At 69.6% G+C, this 20,674-nt stretch carries 17 protein-coding genes; 8 read left to right on the top strand and 9 right to left on the bottom strand.

What is annotated here, in order from left to right; genetic code table 11:
- Nucleotides 1-188 precede the first annotated feature (188 nt).
- Both AC5P09_RS34590 and AC5P09_RS34585 read left to right on the top strand, forming a co-directional pair.
- Nucleotides 189-773: a TetR/AcrR family transcriptional regulator gene (locus AC5P09_RS34590; RefSeq protein WP_493877666.1), complete on the top strand. Its 585-nt coding sequence runs from the start codon at nucleotides 189-191 to the stop codon at nucleotides 771-773.
- Between the two features lie 1,325 nt (nucleotides 774-2,098).
- Nucleotides 2,099-2,254 carry a hypothetical protein gene (locus AC5P09_RS34585; RefSeq protein ID WP_493877665.1) on the top strand — a complete coding sequence of 52 codons (156 nt, stop codon included), beginning with the start codon at nucleotides 2,099-2,101 and terminating at the stop codon, nucleotides 2,252-2,254.
- Nucleotides 2,255-2,825: 571 nt separating this feature from the next.
- Here the strand turns inward: AC5P09_RS34585 and AC5P09_RS34580 are convergent.
- Together AC5P09_RS34580 and AC5P09_RS34575 are read right to left on the bottom strand one after the other, a co-directional pair.
- Complete coding sequence (locus AC5P09_RS34580; protein WP_493877681.1) at nucleotides 2,826-4,202, bottom strand: metallophosphoesterase; 1,377 nt, start codon at nucleotides 4,200-4,202, stop codon at nucleotides 2,826-2,828.
- 489 nt (nucleotides 4,203-4,691) lie between these two features.
- Nucleotides 4,692-5,534, bottom strand: coding sequence for an aldo/keto reductase (locus AC5P09_RS34575; RefSeq protein ID WP_493877664.1), 843 nt, complete (start codon nucleotides 5,532-5,534; stop codon nucleotides 4,692-4,694).
- A gap of 72 nt (nucleotides 5,535-5,606) precedes the next feature.
- Between AC5P09_RS34575 and AC5P09_RS34570 the strand changes: the two genes are divergently transcribed.
- The 3 genes from AC5P09_RS34570 (at nucleotide 5,607) to AC5P09_RS34560 (ending at nucleotide 9,556) form a co-directional block, all read left to right on the top strand.
- Nucleotides 5,607-6,278, top strand: coding sequence for a DNA-binding response regulator (locus tag AC5P09_RS34570; protein WP_493877663.1), 672 nt, complete (start codon nucleotides 5,607-5,609; stop codon nucleotides 6,276-6,278).
- A 746-nt stretch (nucleotides 6,279-7,024) separates the two neighbouring features.
- Nucleotides 7,025-8,296, top strand: coding sequence for an amidohydrolase family protein (locus AC5P09_RS34565; RefSeq protein ID WP_493877662.1), 1,272 nt, complete (start codon nucleotides 7,025-7,027; stop codon nucleotides 8,294-8,296).
- A gap of 513 nt (nucleotides 8,297-8,809) precedes the next feature.
- Nucleotides 8,810-9,556, top strand: a complete 747-nt coding sequence (locus AC5P09_RS34560) for an SDR family NAD(P)-dependent oxidoreductase (protein ID WP_493877661.1) — start codon at nucleotides 8,810-8,812, stop codon at nucleotides 9,554-9,556.
- Between the two features lie 837 nt (nucleotides 9,557-10,393).
- On the opposite strand, the gene AC5P09_RS34555 is transcribed toward AC5P09_RS34560, so the two are convergent.
- Entirely contained in the window at nucleotides 10,394-10,942 is a 549-nt protein-coding gene (locus tag AC5P09_RS34555) for a MarR family winged helix-turn-helix transcriptional regulator (protein WP_493877660.1), read from the bottom strand.
- Between the two features lie 278 nt (nucleotides 10,943-11,220).
- A complete protein-coding gene (locus AC5P09_RS34550; protein WP_493877659.1) occupies nucleotides 11,221-11,814 on the bottom strand; it encodes a TetR/AcrR family transcriptional regulator in 594 nt (197 codons plus the stop codon).
- A 313-nt stretch (nucleotides 11,815-12,127) separates the two neighbouring features.
- Between AC5P09_RS34550 and AC5P09_RS34545 the strand changes: the two genes are divergently transcribed.
- From AC5P09_RS34545 to AC5P09_RS34535, 3 genes are all read left to right on the top strand, one after another.
- Nucleotides 12,128-12,403, top strand: a complete 276-nt coding sequence (locus tag AC5P09_RS34545) for a hypothetical protein (protein ID WP_493877658.1) — start codon at nucleotides 12,128-12,130, stop codon at nucleotides 12,401-12,403.
- Between the two features lie 93 nt (nucleotides 12,404-12,496).
- Nucleotides 12,497-13,102 (top strand): TetR/AcrR family transcriptional regulator, encoded by a 606-nt coding sequence (locus tag AC5P09_RS34540; RefSeq protein ID WP_493877657.1) that lies wholly within the window; start codon nucleotides 12,497-12,499, stop codon nucleotides 13,100-13,102.
- 24 nt (nucleotides 13,103-13,126) lie between these two features.
- Complete coding sequence (locus AC5P09_RS34535; protein ID WP_493877656.1) at nucleotides 13,127-14,002, top strand: phytanoyl-CoA dioxygenase family protein; 876 nt, start codon at nucleotides 13,127-13,129, stop codon at nucleotides 14,000-14,002.
- 342 nt (nucleotides 14,003-14,344) lie between these two features.
- Here AC5P09_RS34535 and AC5P09_RS34530 read toward each other — a convergent pair whose 3' ends face one another.
- The 5 genes from AC5P09_RS34530 to AC5P09_RS34510 form a co-directional block, all read right to left on the bottom strand.
- The gene (locus AC5P09_RS34530) at nucleotides 14,345-16,534 is read right to left on the bottom strand and encodes a xanthine dehydrogenase family protein molybdopterin-binding subunit (protein WP_493877655.1); all 2,190 of its coding nucleotides are present in this window, start codon (nucleotides 16,532-16,534) and stop codon (nucleotides 14,345-14,347) included.
- Complete coding sequence (locus AC5P09_RS34525) at nucleotides 16,531-17,511, bottom strand: FAD binding domain-containing protein (protein WP_493877654.1); 981 nt, start codon at nucleotides 17,509-17,511, stop codon at nucleotides 16,531-16,533. The genes AC5P09_RS34530 and AC5P09_RS34525 overlap by 4 nt, the downstream gene beginning before the upstream one ends.
- A gap of 12 nt (nucleotides 17,512-17,523) precedes the next feature.
- Nucleotides 17,524-18,165, bottom strand: a complete 642-nt coding sequence (locus AC5P09_RS34520; RefSeq protein WP_493877653.1) for a (2Fe-2S)-binding protein — start codon at nucleotides 18,163-18,165, stop codon at nucleotides 17,524-17,526.
- A 272-nt stretch (nucleotides 18,166-18,437) separates the two neighbouring features.
- Complete coding sequence (locus tag AC5P09_RS34515) at nucleotides 18,438-18,968, bottom strand: nuclear transport factor 2 family protein (RefSeq protein ID WP_493877652.1); 531 nt, start codon at nucleotides 18,966-18,968, stop codon at nucleotides 18,438-18,440.
- A 109-nt stretch (nucleotides 18,969-19,077) separates the two neighbouring features.
- Entirely contained in the window at nucleotides 19,078-20,235 is a 1,158-nt protein-coding gene (locus AC5P09_RS34510; RefSeq protein ID WP_493877651.1) for an XdhC family protein, read from the bottom strand.
- Between the last annotated feature and the right edge of the window lie 439 nt (nucleotides 20,236-20,674).

Here is a 20,674-nt window from a genome sequence, read left to right as displayed (position 1 = left end):
CGGGTCGGCAACCGGCCATGCAACAGACGACCGCCGCCGGTCACACGTGTCATTAGCCATTCACATCGACCGTACGGCCGGTTATGGTGACAGCGGAACTGAAGCGGACAACAGTCCGGTACCGGAAAGGTAGCGGATGGGTATCCGGTTAGCAGGAGGAAGGCCGGGCACGCCCGGGAGGAGGACGAGTGGAACCAAAGAGCGAGATACCTCAACGTTCGGACGCGCAACGCAATCGCGAGCGCATCCTGGAGGTGGCACTGACCGAGCTGTCACAGTTCGCGGACGCTCCACTCAGCCTGATCGCCAAGAAGGCGGGAGTCGGGCAAGGGACGATGTACCGCAACTTCCGCAACCGCGAGGCGCTCGTCCTCGAGGTCCACCAGCGCGAGGTGCAGCATCTCGCCGACAGTGCGTCCACGCTGCTCCTGATGAATGGGAAACCCGACGCGGCCCTGCGCGAGTGGATGAGCCGCCTCGCCTGCTTCGCCATGGCCAGGGCCGATCTGGCCGATGCACTACGTCAGGCCATCAGCGCGACGGGAGGCCCGGCGAAGCCCGGATACTCCCTGGTGGCCGACGCGATCGAACTCCTGATCAACGCCAACCGTGAGGCCGGCACCATCCGGCCGAACGTGACCACCGACGACTTCATCCTCGCCATAGCCGGCATCTGGCAGATCGACAGCCATGGGGATTGGCGGGCCAAGTCCGGTCGACTGCTGGACCTTGCGATGGATGGCCTGCGCGTGGGAGCCCCTGGGCCACGGTGAGTTCCCCTTGATTCGGGTCCTCGTTGCCGGTGGGCGATTACCCGATCGGGGTCGCTTTTTTGGGGCACCGCCCTGTCCGGCACAACGCCGCACGCCACTGAAGTCCCGTGGTCAAGCAGAGACAGGTGATGTCCTCGCGAGCGGCGCCGAGAGCCAGAAACTCGCCGCTCTCCCCTGCCTGCCACCGCTGCGGGAATCGGCACGCGTGCTCACCTCGTCGAGCACCGGCCTGGTCACCGGGGGTCCCGGGCCGGAGCCACTACCCCGCGGCGAGGCCACTCAGCTCGTCGGCGATTTCCGCGTCGCCGGACCACGACTCATCCCCTTCCCGCCGGGCCGGCGGTGGAGACGGGTGACGCCGGATGGAGATGCCGCGGCCTTCTTCTCGGTCCCGGGCGCAGCGTCGGCACGACTGCGGGTGGCCGCCGGGGACGGTATCTGCGCCGCTTGACCGCGGCCCGGGACCCCGACACCGTCCTCCGCCGGCGGGGAAGGCGCGGGCAAGGGGGATGGCGAAGGAACGGGAGCAGGGGCAGCGGAGCCGGCCACCGGGTAGCAGTCCGACAGCGCCGGCGCGAGCGTCGCACGGGCCGGGAGCCGGGACACCGACACGACGCCGGATGTGGCGGCCAATGCCGCGGCCTGCCGGCCTGTGAGCCGGGCGGTGAAGGCAGGGGGCGCGTCACCGAAGGTGTCGCTGAGCCGCACCGCGTAGAAGCCATCCCGTCGCCCCACCGGCCCCGGAGCCTGGACGGTCGCCGTTCTGGCCTGCATGACAGTGAAGGCGAGCACCAGGGCTCCGGCGAAGACCGGGGTCAGCAGCGCGCCGATCACCCGGCCGCTTCCGTGATTCTGTGTCAACTCTGCTCCAAGGCGGTCTGTCCGACATGGCATACGTCCCATGACCTCCACGGACGGCCGGTCACCTCTGGCGGGTATAGATTCCGGGTCCATGTAGGGCGCCGACAGGTCGGCAAGGTGGGGGAAACACGGTCTGGAATGCGGTCAGAAGCCTGGCCACAAGGCCCCTCGTCACGAAGTACCCAGGGCCGGGACACGCACGGCGATGGCGGACGCATCGTCATCGCCGGGGCCCCGTCAGACGCCTGGGGCCCTCAGCGACGCCGATGTCCGGGCCGGCCGGACCCGGGCGGGAGCAGAGGCCGAGGCTCCGCGGTTCGTGCGACTGCCGCCCGCCCCGCGCGCACTGTCGCGCGGTATCGGCGCACCGGTCTCGGTCACTGATCACGTGCCGTGGTGGTTCCGCTCGCCATCGTGGAGTTCAGCCTCTGCGCGGGGCTCGACAACGCCGAAGGCGTGACCGAATGCGCTCCAACGGGCACGTCCTGGTGCGACGCGGCGCCTCCGGTGACCTGATCGGCCAGGTCACCCAGAGCCACCGGGCCACGCACCAGGGACGTGACCGAATCACCGGAACTCAGGGCCAGGTCGTGGCGACCCGTCACATCGAAAACGAGTAGTTCCATGGCAAGGGGTTCTTCCGCGTGGGGGCAGGTGAGCATCGAGCGAACGCCCGTCACGTGCCGGGCACGTGTGAGCCGTGACGGCGAAAGCCAACCGGACAACCGTCCGATACCCCGATGGTACCGGAGGGCCGTCCGGTTAACAAGATCGCGTCTCGCGTCAAAGAAGCAGGACGCCGACGCGCGGGAATCCGTCCACACCCATCGCCTCGGCATCCTCACGGACCGGATTGCCCGGATCAGGAAGTAACAAGAACTCCCGCCCCGACACCGACGTCATTTTCCCCACCCGAACGCTTGAGTACGGCTCTCGGAGGTTCCGCCGGGCCTGTCGCCGGCTGGGCGTCTTCCAGTCCATGGGCCGGGTCGGCTCGTGCCTCGACTGTGAGGATGATCGGGTACCGCTCCGGGCGGTGGCCTGACCCGTGCTTCGACTGGCGTTGTTGCCTTGGCGCACGGTCCCGGGTCGAGAGCCGATCAGCGGCTGGTGGCATGCCTACCGCCGCGGTGCGCTTCGATCTCCGGCAAGGCGGAGTGTGGCGGATTCTGTCGGTGCACGGAAGACTGCCTACGCCTGCTTCGAGGCGAGTTCGACGACGGTGATGTCCGACGGCGCGCCCACGCGGACCGGCGGGCCCCAGGCCCCTGCGCCGCGGCTCACGTACAGCTGGGTGTCGCCGTACCGCTCCAGGCCGGCGACGGTGGGATTGGCCAGTTCGGCGAGGAGGTTGCCGGGCCAGAGCTGGCCGCCATGGGTGTGGCCGGAGAGCTGGAGGTCGACGCCGTGACGGACGGCGTTGTGGATGACGATGGGCTGGTGGGCGAGGAGGACGGCGGCGCGGGAGCGGTCGCGGTCGCCGAGCGCCTTGGCGAAGTCGGGGCCCTGGCCCTCGCCTTCGCCCTGGATGTCGTTGACGCCCGCGAGGTCGAACCCGGGCATCTCGGTGCGGACGTTCTCCAACGGACGCAACCCCAGCTCCCGTACCTTCTCGACCCACTGTTCGGCACCGGAGAGGTACTCGTGGTTGCCGGTGACGAAGTAGGAGCCGCGCCGTGCCCGCAGCCGGGCGAGTGGTTCGACGGCCGGGCCGAGGTCCTCGACGCTGCCGTCCACCAGATCACCGACGACGGCGATCAGGTCGGGCCGGGTGGCGTTGATGGTGTCGACGACCCGCTGGGAGAAGCCTCTGCCCAGGATCGGGCCGAGGTGGATGTCGCTGACCACCGCGATCCGGAAGCCGTGTGCGCTGCGAGGCAACTTGGCCAGCGGAATGGTGAGCCGCTTCACCTCAGGTCCACGGAGTACGCCGTACGTGCCGTAGCCGACGGTGCCAAGGGCCACGGCCGCGGCCGCGCCGCCCACCACACGAGAGACGAAGAGGCGGCGCGACGGAGCGGCGCCGGACGAGTTCTCAGGCTCCCGCCCGCGCGGGCGTTCCGGCGCCGATACCGGCTCGGCCGTTCCCTGCGCGATACCGGAGTCGCCCAGCTCCGCCCTGCCGACTCGCTTGTCGCCGATCAGGGCGAGACGTTCTTGGCCCTCCGTCAGGCCGGGCTCGACGGGCCGTGCGGCTGTGGAGTCCTCCGCCGGTGAAGCCCGTTGCTCAGTGTCGGCGCCGGCGCCCGGGCGGGCGAGCCACCACCGCAGCACGGGGCGGACGGCCTCACCTGCCAGCAGCGCGAGCAGCAGATACAGGAAGAGGGCCAGCCACAGGTTTCCGGGCCAGGCGATGACGCGCTGCAGGCCGAACGGGATGTCCGTGAATCCGCCCGTCAGGGCACCAACCGTGAGCACCGGCCCGGCCACGAAGACTGCGTTCCCGACTCGCCGGTGGACGGAGCCCGGGAGCGAGGTTTCGCGTATGAGACGGCGCCACGCGTACCAGTGGAGCGTGACGAACACCGCCAGAACGGCGACTGCGACGACTACGAAGACGATGACCACGGCCTGGCGCAGTCCTTCCCTTGAGAACGCGGTATCCATTCCGCGATCGCCGAACAAGGACAATGACACGGCACCGGCCTGGGCGCCTTCCGCCGGGTCGCCGAACGCACGATGTGCGGCACGAGGCGCGGCGCGAACGTTCGAGCGTGCGCCACCGCCCTGGGGAGGGATGCACGAGGGCCCGCAACTCGAGTGTCCTGGGCGCCATCGGCGTCATGGCCGGGTCGTGTGTCGCTCCTGGTGACGATCAGCCGTCCACCGTCTGCCATGGCGAGCAGGAGCATCCCTGTCGGCAGGCAGTGGACGAGAGGGTTGACGGCGAAGATCGTCTCGTAGTCACCGGCACTGCGCCGGTCCGGGTTCATTGAACTGCGGGTCGGTCGGCGGGAGGACGGGCCGCGTGCCTACCGATTCCGGCGGTCGGCCCGTCATCACGACGATGCTCATGGCGGCGGTTCTCCCCAGGGGCGTTCCGACAGCCCGTGGAGGTCAGGCGAGGTCCGCGAGATCTTCTTCGGTGAGGGTGATCTCGTCGGCGGCCATGTTCTCCTCCAGGTGAGAGAGCGAGCCCGTACCGGGGATGGCCAGGGCTGCCGGCGAGGAGGCCAGCAGCCGGGCCAGGCTGATCTGGTGGGCGGTGGCGCCGTGCCGGGCCGCGACCTTGGGCAGCCGCTCGTCGTCGAGCCCTCCACCGCCCCCCACCGGGAAGAACGGCACGAAAGCGATGCCGGACTCCTCGCAAGCGGCCAGAAGGTCCGCTTCGTGGCGCTGACCGGCGTGGTTCTGCACGGCCGCCACGGGTGCGATGGCGCGAGCCTCCGCGAGATGGTCGGTGTCGACGTTGCTGAGGCCGAGGTGACGGATCAGGCCCTCCTCACGCAACGCCGCGAGGGCCTCGAAGCGGTCGGCGAGGGACTCGCCGCGCGGGGGTTCCATGGGACCGATGCGCAGGTAGACCATGTCGAGGCGGTCCACGCCCAGGCCTTCGAGGTTGGCCTCGACAAGGCCACGCATGTCGGCCGGGGTGGCGTGGTGGAGGCCACCGTCGCGGATGATGGGGCCCACCTTGGTGACGATGACCAGGTTGGACGGATAGGGGTACAGGGCCTCGCGAATCAGGGTGTTCGCGCGCACCGCACCGCCGGCGCTGACGTAGAAGTCGGCGGTGTCGATGTGGTTGACGCCGAGTTCGACGGCGCGGCGCAGTACGGCACGGCCGGTCTCGGGGTCGCGGGCGGGACCCCCCATGCCCTGCTGGGACGGCAGGCGCATGGTTCCGAAGCCGAGCCGATTGATGGCCAGGTCGCCGCCGAGACGAAAGACTTTGCTCATGGGCCCAGCCTCCACGGCCCGAAACGCGCCGACCAGGCTTTGGCACCTTGCTGCCAGAGGCACAATGAACGCATGCCACAGTTCATGGTCCTCAACGGTGATCTTGAGCTCCGGGCGCGGATCAAACCCTTGACGGAGTCGAACGACGCGGAATGGGTCAACACCGCGCGCGACCTCGATACCTGGCCCGGCGCCCGCGAGGCGCCCCGCCTGCGGATACAAGGTGACGGAGCACGTCGAGCCCGGAAGCTCTACAGTGCCGCCGTGCTCACCGACGAGCGGGACCGGCAGATCGTGCGCGAGATGGCCGAACACGGCATTCAGGTACGCATCGCCGCCACCCCGTTGCTCCAGGGAACGGTCTTCATAGACCGGCGCACCATGATCCTTACCGGCCCCACGCTCTCGCCCCCGTCCCCTCGCGGTCGTCGTCACCGCACGTACACGATGAGTGCCGAACCCGCCCTGGTCAGCGGGGCGTACTCGCTGTTCGAAGCCGCGTGGGAGACGGCCACCGACCTGGCGGCCTTCCTCGACCCCGACCGACCCCGGATCGACGCGCAAGCCCGCAAGGTGCTGTACGCACTGGGCTCCGGCGTGACCGACGTCCTGGCCTCACGTGAACTGGGCATGTCGCTGCGCACCTACCGCCGCAGGGTCGCCGAGCTCCTCGTCGCCCTGGGTGCGGACTCACGCTTCCAGGCCGGCGTGCGCGCGGGCGAGTTGGGCCTGACCCGCGGGTGAGCGGGGCCTTCACCCCTACCGGAGCGAGTCGGGCGTCGAGGTGTCGGTTCGAAGTGGTCGAGGTCCCGCCTGATCGGGGCCGGCGTTGCCTCGGGCCGGGATCCTCCGGCGTCCGGTTTCTCCGACCGCATCCCCATCGCCGGGTCGGCCATATACCGGGCGGCTTCCGCATCCGTGCAGTGATGGTCGCCGGGGTGGTGCCACCAGCGGAGCCGACGCAGAACGCCGTTGCCGCACGGGTCGGCTACGGCGGCATGGAACGTCACGGCCGCCGTCCCCGACATCAGGACAGCCGGTTCGGCCCGAACAGGCGCAGGTCCTGTAACCCGCTCACCGGATACCAGGACGGGCCCGAACAGGCGATGGAGCACCGCCGAGTCGGGGCCGCGAAGGTACTACCGCTGCTCGGTTGACGTACGCCGAGCATCTCGTTCGGCTTCCCAGCCGTTCTTCTCGACGCCGGGCCGACGCCCAGGAAACGTTCCTCGCGACCGCGGTCGCGGTCGCGGTCGACGGAGCCGAGCGTCTTGGTGAGGACGACCTCGGAGGACCGTTCACACGGGATACTCCCCCATCGGGCACGAGGCCGCCGGACCCGAATCGTCTGGAACAGCGACCACACCCCCGGGCCAGCACGCCGCCGCGGCGCGTGATCCGTTTGCCAGTTCCGGCGAAGGGACGGTTGCCCACACCTCACTTTCAATGTAGCTTTCCATAAAGCTTTTCCATGAGAGAAAGATCGAGCCATGACCGACACCCGCTTTCTGCTGCGCAACGGCTACGTCATCGACACCGAGCTCACGCCGGTCGCCCGGCCCGGCACTGACGTCCTGATCGAGGGCGACCGGATCACCGAGGTGGGACCAGGGCTGTCGGCGGACGGCGCCACCGTGATCGACGCCACCGACCGGATCGTGATGCCGGGGTTCGTCGACACCCACCGGCATCTGTGGCAGACGGCGCTGCGCGCTGGGGCCCCGGACCTGGACCTGGGTGCTTACATGGGTCTGGTCCTGGGGCAGTACGGTCCGCGGTTCCGGCCGCAGGACGTCCACGCCGCGACCCTGGTCGGCGCGCTGGAGGCCTTGGACGTCGGCATCACCACCCTGATCGACTTCTCGCATGCGCTGCACACCCCCGAGCACGCCGACGCGGCCGTCGACGCCCTGCACACGGCGGGGCTGCGCACCGTGTTCGGCTACGGCTTCCCGGCGCACGGCGCCCCGAATCGGGACGACGTACGCCGGATCCGCAGGGAGCGCCTGTACGACGACCAGGCCCTGGTCACCATGGCGCTGGCCCCGCTCGGGCCGTCTTTCGCGCCGATCGAGACCGTGAGCGCCGACTGGCACCTGGCCCAGGATCTGGGCCTCCCCCTGACGATCCACGTCAGCAGCGGTCCGGTCGCCGCGCGGCCGATCACCGCCCTGCGCGAGCACGGCCTGCTCCGCGCCAACACCCTGTACGTGCACGGGAACTCGCTCGACGACGACGAACTGAAGCTGATCGCCGAGTCCGGCGGCACCGCCTCGGTCACGCCTGCCACAGAGGCTCAGATGCGCGTCGGCGCGCCAGTGGCCGACCGACTGCGCCACGCCGGCGTGACCGTCGGCCTCGGCGTCGACGCGGTCTCCTCGCTGCCCGGCGACATGTTCTCCCTGATGCGCGCGGCGTTGCTGGCCAGCCAGATCGCCGACAACCCTCCGCTGACCGTGGGAGACGTCCTGAAGATGGCCACGCTGGACGGTGCCGCCGCCCTGGGACTGGCCGACCGTATCGGCTCACTACGCCCCGGCAAGCAGGCCGACGTCATCATGCTGCGCCTGAACGACCTCAACATGCTCACCGCCGAACGCGACCCCATCGCGGCCGTGGTCACGGCAGCGCAGCCGCACAACGTGGACACGGTCCTGGTGGCCGGACAGGTCGTGAAGGCCAACGGCAAGCTCGTCCACGGCGACCCCGACCAGGCCGCCCGCGCCCTGCGCGCCACCGCCGCCGCCGTCAACGATCACTGACCCGCGGCCCGGCCACCATCGCGTGAGACCACTGCTCCGCCGGCCGAGCAGGCCACCGTCGGCGTGCTCGGCATCAAGGTGCACAACGTGCTCCCCCTGTGCCTGGCAACCGAGGGACTTGCCACCCTCGCCTCCGGCACGGCCCGCGGCAAGATCGTCGTCACGATCGGCGACTGAGAACGTGCGTCCACGCCTACTTGCCCGGCCTTCGCAGGCCGGCACGCCCTGTCGGGTGCGCAGCCGGTCAAAGCCTTCCTCCAGGCGCTGAACACCGCCTGGACCGCGCAGACAACACCCGTCGAAGCGAACACGAACGACACATCCATGCAGCTCCCGGCCCCAGGGAGTTGCGAGCGCGGAGTTCACTCCCGAGTCCAGACCGCCGCCGCTCTTGCTTTGGCAAAAGCTTTGCACGGAGCGGAAGTTGGTCTCAGGATCTGGCTGCCGACGCCATCGCGCGCGTCTCCCGGAACCTGCATCACCATCACACCCACATGTAAAGGAACGAACATCATGGCGAAGAAGCTGGACGGCAGGATCGCCGTCGTTACGGGTGGCGCCGCCGGAATCGGCCGCGCTATCGCGCAGAAGCTGTCCGAGGAAGGCGCCGACATCGCAGTCCTCGACGTCAACCCCGCAGAGGAGACCCAGGCGATCGTCGAGGCGAACGGCCGACGCTTCTTCAGCGCCAAGGGCGACATCTCCGACCAGGAGTCGGTGAACGCATTCGCCCAGCAGGTCCACGCGGAGTTGGGCGCGGTCGACATCGTCGTCAACAACGCGGCCATCCCCTTGCTGGCCGTCCTTGAGGACACGTCGCTCGAACAGTGGACGAACCTGTTCTCGATCAACGTCACCGGCGCGTTCCTGGTCACGAAGGCCTTCGTCGAGGACCTCAAGAGGTCTGCGCATGGGCGGGTGATCAGCATGTCCTCGTCGAGCTACTGGGAAGCCCCGGCGGCCTTCGTCGCCTATGTCTCCGCCAAGGGCGCCATCAACGGCTTCACCCATGCGCTGGCCACGGACCTGGCACCTTACGACGTCACGGTCAACGCCCTCGCTCCCAGCGTCGTCCCCACGCCCGCCACCCTGACCCACCTCTCCGAGGAGGCCTTCGCCCACTACGTCGACATTCAGAACCTGAAGCGACAGCAGGCCCCCGAGGACGTCGCCAACCTCGTCTCGTTCCTCGCCTCCGACGACGCCTCGTTCATCACCGGCCAGGTCCACCTCGTCGACGGTGGCCTGCGGCGTCGCTGAAACCGCAAGGGCGCGTAGGTCGTCGCACAGATAAAGCCCGTGTGACGCGCCCCCACCGACACATTCAAGCGCTGGAACGGGCCTTGACACAGCCCAAGTTCAGTCCGAGGAGCCCCGAGCGCAACGCGCGGGGCTCCTCGCGAGATCAGGCCAAGAGTCACAACCTGTCGCTCGGGGGCGTCGGCCGCGGGTACCGGCACGGTCGTAGGGCCGGGGTCGGGAGGCCGGTTCCCGACGCCCTCCGCCGATGTCCGCCACCGCTCACAGCCCCGCTCCACCACGCGGCCGAACATCGCTCGGCGCACGTCCCGGCAGAACCGCAAGACCGCCGGATAGCCCCCGAAACCGTGGCCGCGGTGATGGGCGAAAGCCGAGATCGCGTCGGCCGCCACCATGAGAGTGTTCCCGAACCGCCGGCGGCAGGGGTCCGGACACGAGAGGCACTCGGACCGGTCGCCTCTCGACGCCGCGCGCACGGCGATTACAGACCGCCCCCCTCCGCCCGGAGCCGCTCGGCACCGGCGTCGCTATGCGTGACGGCAGTGCCGCCCCATGCCCCGACGCAGCGACCCGCGCAGCATCACCGGACGTCCGACTGCCCGGGACCCACCAGCGACCACGATTTCGCCGCTCACACCGACTCCCCCGGCGTCGGCCAAGCGAGCGGGAGCCTGCTGTCCAGGCCCTCCGCCCCTTCGCCCTCTTCCGATCCACTGTCACGACGCGATACTGCCGCCCGCGTGCACATCAGCCAGGCAGGTCAATGGACGCACCGCCGCCCGCGGGCCCCTCCGGCGCCCTTCGACACGCTCGGCGCCCCCGAGGATGCGGCGACCCTCAGGCCTGGCCCTGGGCTCGGGCGGCTGATGCCCCGGACCCACGGGGGAGCAGGCTCGGGCAGGAGGTGATGAGGTCCCGAAGTGCGACGGTCGCCGCGTCCATGACTTCTGCCGGCACCCCCTCGAAGAAGGCGTCGTGCTCGGCCGAGATGGCGAGGACCGCGCGCTCGGCGAGGGCAATGCCATCCGATGTCAGCCGTATCCAGGTACTCCGGGCGTCAGCCGGGTCGTCCTCCCGCGCGACGGCGCCGCGGGCCACCAGGCGGTGAGTGACGTTGGTGGTACCGCCGGTGGAGAGCATCAGGGAGCGGGCCAACTGGTTGGGCTTCATGCGGTACGGCTCACCGGCCCTGCGCAACGCCACCAGCACGTCGAACTCAGCCGCCGTCAGTCCGAGTTCAGCCAGATCGCGCCGCATCACGCGGTCCAGGGCCGCGGAGAGGAAGATGATCCGCTTGCTCAGCTCGGACGAGGCGAACAAAACCTCGGGCAGTTCCGCATGCCACGCTTGCATCCACGCGTCCACGGGATCTGATGTCGCTGTCACGCTTACACTATAGGTCACTAGCGCGATAGCTTCACAGAAAGCTTTCCCCTCAGGGGTGACGGCGCCGCTGCCGCTGATTCGACTCCTCGGCACGTGTGAGCGGCAGCCGAGCACACGCCGAGCAGGTTCTCGGCCTGACCGCCGACGAGGTTGGCCAAGCAAGATCTGGTTCAACCCTGGAGCCGCAGACCGGATTCAGGACAGCAGCCGACAGGACACCGGCACGAGGCGGGGCGGGGCGGGGCGGGAAACCATCGACTCCCACCACCTCGTCGGCCTCACGGACCGGGCTTTTGTCGCCCGGGCGCTCCCGCGCGCAAGCCGTCCATGATGAGGTTCAGGAGGCGGGCGGCCTGAGAATGCCAGTCCCCGCTGACGTCGATCTGCCAGATGCCCGCGATGGCAAGGAGGAAGTCGTCGGCGGTCAGTCCCGGGCGGATGGCGCCGACCTTGTGGTTGGCGTCGAGAAGCAGCTCGATCGCGTCGACCACCAGGGAGTACCCCGGCCTTTCCGGGCCACCCGTCGCAAGGGTGGCCTGCCGCAGCGCGTCGGCCAGACCGGCCTTGGCCATGGCGAAGCGGGCGAGGCGGTCCATCCACTCACGCAGGGCCAGGTCGGGTTCCCTGGTCTTCAGCAACTCGGCCGCGCTGTCGGTGAGCTGCTGCACCTCATGGCGGTGCACTTCCAGGACGAGCGCCTCACGATGGGGAAAGTTACGGTAGAACGTCCCCTGTCCGACGCCCGCCTTCCTGGCGATCACAGTCAGCGGGACGTCCGCCGAACGCGACAGCTCGACCAGCGCCACCTCCAGAATGCGCTCACGATTGCGCTGCGCATCGGAGCGCTGAGGCACGTCGTTCCTCGACTCCACTCATCCTCCCTCCGGGCCCACACCGCAAGCCCCTCACCGACCGGACAGCCGCCCGATACAGCTGCCCCCGATATCGGACTACTGTCCGCTTAAAAGGACACCATAGCGGGCGAACGGCTTCGACTGGAGCGGTCGGCAGTACGCATGACCGGCACGTGTCCCCTGATGCGCGTCCGGGGCGACAACCTGGCCCTCGTAGACCAGCTCCGACAACCGGGCCGGGGGACCCAGCCACCGCTGACCAAACTCCCCCGGCGCCTGATGCAGCCGCGCCCCCGGATGCGGGGGAACCGCGGCCGCCGGCGCTGGAAGCGTGAGCGCCACCGCTACCTGGTCGGGCACGGTCGCCTTCGGGACGGTCGCGATCCCGTCCAACTGTTCGCGGCCACCGAAGCGCACACCGGGCGGCTTCATGAGATCCACACCGCCGACGGCAGCCGAGCGGTGGCCGCACCGCACGACGGTGACCGTACTTCTCCATGCGGCCCACCGGAGTGAACCGGTGCGGCGCAGCTTCAGCGAGGTACTCGCCGACCTGCATCGGTACGCCAACAGCCAGTACGCCCTCGACCGGCGAGTGCGTACTTGATCTCCGTGGCCTGCGGCCAGAAGCGGTGGGCTGCGGCGCTGCTCTGGTGGGCAGCCCTTGTCTAATGAGTTGAACTCAACTTACACTCGGAGCATGGCCTCACCGAGGACGTCACGATCCGCGAACTCGCGGGAGAAGCTGCTGCGCGCCGCAGCCGAAGAACTCGCCGCCACCGGCGAGTTGGAGGTGGCCGCGGTGACCCGCAGGGCGGGGGTGAGCACAGGTTTGCCCTACCGGTATTTCGGCACCCGCAGCGGTCTGCTGATCGCGGTGCTGGACGACTTCTACCAGCGGCTCGGTGCGGCAGCGGCCCTACGCGAGTACGCCTCCACCACCTGGGCCGAGCGGGAACAGCAGCGGATTCGCGACTGGGTGGCCTTCCTGTACGCCGAACCTCTGGCGCCCGTTCTGCTGGGAGGCCTGGTCGGCGACGCGGAGGTCGCCGCGGCCAACACACGTCAGCTGCGCACGCTCATCGAACTGGGCGCCCGCAACATGGCGCGCGCCCAGCACGCCGGCGAACTCCCGGCCGACCGCGATCCGGAATTCCTCGCCGCGGCCACACTCGGCGGCACTCATGCCCTGATCTCCACCGCCCTCACCCGCACCCCGCGCCCGCCGGCCAAGGACCTCGTCGCCCAACTGTGGGCCTTCGTCTCCGGCGCCGTGGGACTGATCCCACCACCGTCCTTCTCCTGAGGGGAGCACAACGCCGTGTCTCACATGCCCGTCCCTCCCGCCGGCCACAACCCCGTGGACACCATCGACTCGATCGACGGCCTCCACACCGACCTGGCTCGACGGCACAGGGCCACAGAAAGCAGTGGAGTCACAGTCCCCGCCGCTGTAGTCGACGCCGATCTCGCCGCCCTGGAGCGCGACGGATACGTCATCCTGGACAACCTGCTCACCGAAGCCGAGTGCCAGGAAATCCGGGCGTCCGTGATGCCCCTGCTGGACAGGACCGGCCGCAACACCTTCGAGGGCCGGGTGACCCAGCGCGTCTACAGCGTCCTCAACAAGACCCGAGCCTGTGACCGTATGGTCGACCACCCGAGAGTGCTGGCCCTGCTGGACCGGTTGTTTCTGCCCAACTACCTGCTCTCCCAGCTCCAGGTCATCAACATCCTTCCCGGCGAGGACGCCCAGTTGCTGCACCACGACGACGGTGTGTACCCCGCACCCCGTCCTCGGCCGCCGCTGGGTGCTGCCACGGTGTGGTCCATCGATGCCTTCACCCAGGACAACGGCGCCACCGTGGTCCTGCCGGGCAGCCACCACTGGGACGACAGTCGCCAACCGGCCGACGGCGACACCCGGGTGAAGGCCGTCATGCCGCCCGGCTCATGCGTCTTCTTCGTCGGCACACTGTGGCACGGGGGCGGCGCCAACACGTCCGACCAATCCCGCCTGGCCGTCACGGCCCAGTACTGCGACCCATGGCTCCGGCCGCAAGAGGCGTTCACCCTGTCCACCACCCGTGACACCGTCCGAGTGGTGTCCGAGGACATCCGCCGGATGCTCGGCTACAGCATCCATCCGCCCTTCATCGGGATGGTCGACGGCATGCACCCCAAACGCCTGCTCGACACCACGTGACACCGGCAAGGGGCGGGATCCAACGACGCCCGGCACCTCGCCGGCCTCCCGCATGCGCTGCGAGGTGGGAGGGGAGTGCCGCCCGTGACGTCGACGACCGTGGCCAGGGCGAGGGGGCGGGCCTCGCCACCCCAGCAGTGTGGTGTGTCCGCGATGGTCGGCATGGCGTGCGCTCAGGGAGATGCGTTGCCTGAGCGGGCCGCCGCCGTGCCCTGGGGGAGGGGGACGCCGGGGTGGGGGACGCGGCGGCGGCCCTGGTGTCCGGCGGCGGGGCGTCTGAAGCCGCCGGACGTTGGTGGGAACGCCCGGGTGGCCGGCGGGTGGACCGAGCCGCCCGGGCGTTCAGAGGAGGGCTTCGGGGGTGATGGGCAGTTCGCGGATCCGGCGGCCGGTGGCGTTGAAGACCGCGTTGGCGATGGCGGGCGCCACTCCGACGATGACGATCTCCCCGAGTCCCTTGACGCCGATCGGGTCGGCCTCGTAGTCCTCCCCGTCGACGTAGATCGCCTTCAGGTCCGCGGGGATGTCGGCGTGGACCGGCACGAGGTAGTCGGCGAGGTTGGCGTTGACGATCCGGCCGTCGCGGTGGTCGGTGACCGTGTGTTCCAGGAGGGCCTGGCCGATGCCGCCGACCATGGCCCCGATGGCCTGGCTGTCGGCGAGTTTCGGGCTGATGATCCGGCCGGCGTCGTACACACCGACCATGCGCCGGACCCGCACCAGGCCGAGCTTTACGTCGACGGCCACTTCCGCGAAGGTCGCGGCGTAGGCGTAGAAGGAGAACTTCTCCGATCCGGAAGCCCCGGCGTACGAGCCGAGCGCTTCCAGGTGGGTGAGGTTGTTGCGGGCCAGGAGCCGCTGGTACGTCTCCCCGCGCGCGGGGGTGTCCTTGCCGTACAGCCGGCCGCCGCGCACCACGACGGCGGCGGGGTCGACACCGTACAACGGTGATCCTTCGTCCTCGACCGCGAGCTTGATCGCCTGCTTGCGCAGTTTGTCGCCACCGTCCTGGACGGCGGAGCCGACACTGGCCATGGTCCGCGAGCCGGCATGGATGGTGGCCGGGGGCATGAGGGAGTCGCCGAGCCGGAAGGTCACCTGGCGCATGGTCAGGCCGAGGGCGTCGGCGGCGACCTGGGTCATGGACGTGGCCGTGCCGGGACCCATGTCGCTGGTGGCGGACTGCACCAGGGCGGTGCCGTCGGCATCCAGCCTGAACGAGGCCTGGGCTTGGCCGCGCTGGGTGTCGTAGACACCGGCGGCCATCCCCCTACCGATGAGCCAGTCACCGTCGCGCGTCGAGCGGGGTTTGGGGTTGCGCCGGTGCCAGCCGAACTCGCGGGCACCGATGGTGTAGCAGTCGCGCAGGCGGCGGGTGGAGAACGGCAGCCCGCTGGACTCGTCGGCGGAGGGTTCGTTGCGCAGCCGCAGCTCGATCGGGTCCACGCCCAGTTCGTGGGCGAGTTCGTCCATCGCCGACTCGACGGGATAGGCGCCGCTGGCGTAGCCGGGGCCGCGCATGTATTGCGGCGTGTTCACGTCCAGCGGTACGAGCCCGTACGCCTGGCGGACGTTGGGCGTGCTGTAGAGCATCCGGCCGGGAACGAGAACGCTTTCCCTGAACGTTTCGAAGCTGGAGGTCTCGGCGCGGACGTCGTGCGCCGACGCGGTCAGGCGGCCCCGCCGGTCGCTACCGAGGCGCAGTCCGTACTCGTACGCGGGCCGGTAACCTACACCGAAGTACGTCTGCCGGCGGGTGAGCGCGAGTTTCACGGGGCGCTTCACCTCGCGGGCGGCCATGGCCGCGATGACGGTGTGCACCCAGGTCCGGCCGGAGCTGCCGAAGCCGCCGCCGACGACCGGCGCGATGATACGGACCTTGTCCGGCGCCATGCCGAACTCGGCGGCCATGGTCATCACGGTGCCGCCCACCCAGTTGGTCTTCTCCCAGAGGGTGAGCCTGTCACCGTCCCAGCGGGCGACGGTGCCGGCCGGTTCCATCGGGTTGTGGTGGTTGCGAGCCATCTTGTACGCCAGGTCCAGCTTGACGTCGGCGGTCTCCAGTCCCCCGTCCGCGTCGCCGCGCGCATAGGTCTGGGGATTGCCCGCGGGGTCGGCGGCGCCAATGTCGGTCGAGGGAGACTGTGCGTCGTAGGAGACCTCCACCAGGCTCGCGGCGTGCTGTGCCGTCTCCAGCGTGGTCGCCACCACCACCGCGACGGGCTGCCCGAAGAACCGGACGCGGTCGTCCTGGAAGGCCCGCAGTGAGGTGGCGGGCGGCCATCCCCCCTGCAGAGGCGGGAGCTTGGGCGCGTTGAGGTGGCTGATCACCTTCAGCACGCCGGGCTGGGCTTCGGCGGCGCGGGCGTCGATGCCGGTGACACGGCCACGGCCGACCGTGCTGTCGACGATGACCGCGTGCACGACCCCGTCGGGGTTGTTGTCGGCGGCGTACTTCGATCTCCCGGTGACCCTCAGCCGTGCGTCGACCCGGGCGACGGAAGCGCCGACAGCTGCCTGTGGCTGGCTCACTTGGTGCCTCCTACGGTGCGCAGCTGGCGTTCGACGGTGCGCTTGAGCAGCTCGGCCTTGAAGCGGTTGTGTTGAAGGGGGCGGGCCCCGTCCGCCGCCCGCTCGGCCGCCTCGGCCCACAGGGCCTTCGACGGCCGCTCGCCGATCAGGGCTCTTTCGACGGCAGGCAGCTTCCAGGGCACGGTGCCCACTCCCCCGGCCGCCACCTTCGCCGCACGGATCACACCACCGCGGATGTGCAGCGCGACGGCCGCCGAGGTCAGGGCGAACTCGTACGACTGCCGGTCACGCACCTTCAGATAACCGGACCTGAGCGGGCGCGGGAGGGCCGGGATCTCCACAGCGGTGATCAACTCACCCTTCCGCAGGGCCTGTTCGCGGTTCGGGGTACTGCCGGGCTTCAGCAGGAAGTCGGCGAACGGGACCGTGCGCCGGCCGTCCGGCCCCAACAGGTGCACGCTCGCCTCCAGCGCCGCGAAGACCACAGCGGCGTCGGAGGGGTGCGTGGCCACACAGGACTCGGACGTACCCAGGATCGCGTGGGTGCGGTTGAAGCCGGCGCGGGCCGCACAGCCGGAGCCCGGCTCGCGCTTGTTGCAGGCGGCGGACACATCACGGAAGTACGTACACCGGGTGCGCTGCATGATGTTGCCGCCGATGGTGGCCATGTTGCGCAGCTGGGGCGACGCGCTCAGTTCCAGTGCCTGGGAGATGACCGGGTAGGTGGTGCGCACCTTGGTGTGCGCGGCAGCTTCGGACATCCGCACCAGGGCGCCGATGCGCAGGCTGCCGTTTTCGGCGACGGTGACCTCGCGCAAGGGCAGGGCGCTGATGTCGACCAGCGTCTCGGGGCGTTCGACGGTCTCGCGCATCAGGTCGACCAGGGTGGTGCCGCCGGCTATGTAACGTCCGCCTCGTCGCCCGGCGTTGAGCGCGCCCTGGGTGTCGGAGACCTTGGTGAGGGAGAAGGGATACATGGTGGCCGGGCCTCATTTCCCGCGGGCGGTCTGCTCGACCGCGCGCACGATCTTCACATAGCAGCCGCAACGGCAGAGGTTGCCGCTCATCCACTCCCGGATCTCCTCCGCGGAGTCGGTGTGGCCCTCCTGGACGCACGCGACACCGGACATGATCTGGCCGGAGGTGCAGAAACCGCACTGGAAGGCGTCCTGGTCGATGAACGCCTGCTGCAGCGGGTGGAGGCGTTCGCCCTTCTCCAGGCCCTCGATCGTGGTGACCTCGGCGCCTTCCAGCCGCACCGCCAGCGTCAGACAGGAATTGACCCGGTGTCCGTCGACCAGGACGGTGCAGGCGCCGCAGGCCCCGGCGTTGCAGCCCTTCTTGGCGCCGGTCAGGTCAAGGTGCTCACGCAGGAGGTCCAGCAGCGAGGTGCGGTTGTCGACCGTGACGGTGCGCCGGACGCCGTTGACCGTCAGGGAAACGCTACTGCTGGGCGATGCGTCGGCGGCCTCCGCTTCCTCGGTGCCGAGCGCGCGCGGCGCCACGACCAGGCCGCCGGCCAGGGCAGCCCCTCCGACCACGGTGGTCGTCGCGATGAAGGTACGTCGGGTCGGCGCCGAGGGGGGCTCGGCGGATGGAGATGCGGCTGCATCGGGAAGTTTGGTGGACATGTCCACTCTCCCTCGTCGGGGGTACAGGTGGTTGTGAGGGGCTGACCGGTGGCCGCGCCGTTCAGCGAGAGTGCCCCGTGCCCGTTGCTCGGACAGGCTGCTGTTGACGGGCGGCAGGAGAAGGGTGGTTACCTCCTCCGGGCTGCAGGACGGATTCGGCGGCCAGGAGCGCGGCGGACCGACCCTCGGCACTCCGACTCCCCCGGGCGCAGCACCACGAGCCGATCATGACCCAGCACAGCGCGGCGCCATTGTGTGACAGCCCTGTGTGGTCAGAACATGGTGTTGCCGTTGGCCGAGGTCTCGGGCACCGCCTGAAGGACGTCCCAGTGCTCGACGATCTTGCCGTTCTTGAACCGGACAATGTCGGCCACCGCGGTCCCTCGGTCGGTCGCGGATGTGGTCAGGCGGCTGTGAATCATCACGAGGTCGCCGTCGGCGAGGACCCGCTTGAAGTCCACCCTGACATCCGGTACCGCCTTGATGAAGTTCGTCGCCCAGGTGACGAACGCCTTCTTGCCGTTGGTGATCTGGGGGTTGTGCTGGATGTAGGGGTCGCGCAGGTAGAGGTCGGCGGCCTTCTGCGGCTGCTTCTTGTTGAGGGCGAGGTCCACGAAGGCGAGCGCCATCCGCTTGTTGCGCGCTTCCTTGGCAGCCTGGGCGGCGGGCCAGGCGGCCGCGGCGGACGACTTCGGTGCGGTCTCGGTGCCGGCGAAGGCGGTGGTGCTCACGGCCAGTGCGGCTGTGGTGAGGACACCGACGCCGGCAAGAGTGACGCGGCGGCTGAGTGTGGGGCGCTTCATGACGATCTCCAAATTGATCTGCGGGTATATGGGCGGGTCTTGCCGGTCTCGGAACCTGGAGGTTCGGAGTGGGTCGGTTGCCTTGCTTGTGACGCGCCGGGCGCGGCCGTCAGGCGACTCCCAGTACGGTCCGCAGTACGGCCAGCGGACCTGCGTCGCGGTGGATGGGCGAGCGGACATCGGTGAGGGGGACGCCGGTGCCGCCGTGTCGGGTGGCGATGATCTCCGCCGCGATGGACAGGGCGGTCTCCTCGGGCGTACGGGCACCGAGGTCGAGGCCGATCGGTGACCTGAGCCGAGCCAACTCCCGCTCCCCCAGCCCGACTTCGTGCAACCTGCGCTCGCGGTCGGCGTGGGTGCGGCGGGAGCCCATGGCACCGACGTAGGCGACGGGCATCCGCAGAGCCTCGTGCAGCAGGGGCACATCGAACTTGGCGTCATGGGTGAGGACGCACAGGACGGTGCGTGCGTCGGTCGGTGTGCTCCGCAGATAGCGGTGGGGCCAGTCGACGACGATGTCGTCGGCGTCCGGGAAACGGGCCCGGGTGGCGAAGACGGGGCGGGCGTCGCACACGGTGACGTGGTAGCCGAGGAACTTGCCGACGCGGACCAGTGCCGCCGCGAAGTCGATCGCCCCGAACACGATCATGCGGGGAGGAGGCATGTTCACCTCGACGAGCAGGGTGAGACCGCCGGGGCAGTGGGATCCGTCCTCGGAGATCTCGACCGTGCCGGTGCGGCCGGCTTCCAGCAGAGCGCGTGCCTGGGCAGCCGCGGTCCGGTCCAGCACGGCGCGGTCGCCTCCGTGCGATCCCTCGTAGGTGCCGTCGGGGCGTACGAGCAGGCTCCTGCCCAGGAGCTCGGCCGGGCCGCGGATCACCTGTGTGAGGGCTGCCGGTTCGTCGCGGACAGCACCGGTCAGGGCGGACCGGAACACCGCCCTGACCGGTGCGTCGACGGCGACCGGCGTGACCAGGATGTCGATGATCCCGCCGCAGGTGAGGCCGACTGCGAAGGCGTCCTCGTCGCTGTAACCGAACCGCTCGACGACGGTCCTGCCATCGTCGAGCGCTTGCGTGCAGAGGTCATGGACGGCCCCTTCCACGCAGCCGCCGGAGACCGATCCGATGGCGGTGCCGTCGCGGTCGACCGCGAGGGCGGCCCCGAGTCCACGTGGCGCGCTGCCACTGACGCCGGCAACGGTGGCCACGGCGAACTCCCTGCCTTCCTCAAGCCACCGACTCAACTCTTGGGCGATGTCGAGCACTTGGTCCCTCCGCAGACAGAACCCGATCGGGTCGGACGGGCAGGTGGTAGCGGCGTACGCCGGTCGCGTGCCAGAGCGTTCTTGGACACGAACGCTGGGGGGTCGGGCATGGGCCTTGGCCGTATCCGACGCTGCGGCTGCGCCAAACGGACTGCTGTCCGCTACTTCGGGGAGAACGTAGCGGACCACCGTCCGCTTAGCAAGGGGCTGGGGTGGACCCCACGAGGAGGCAAGTGGAGTTGAGGAAGCGACGTGCCTCAGCGCTCGGCCGCGCAGCGCGATCGGGAGCTCATGCGGAAGTGGCGCCGGCCGAGTTGTCTCATGGGTAGCGTTGTGCGGCAGGCCACGCGGTACCTTGCCGTGGTAGGCGGCGTCCGCGACCACATGCAGCGGGCACCGGTACGAGGACGCGCTGGTGGCGCTTCGGAGAGAGCCTCGC

This window comes from Streptomyces sp. a15, assembly GCF_059026085.1.
This window is presented reverse-complemented; position numbering and strand designations above follow the sequence as displayed.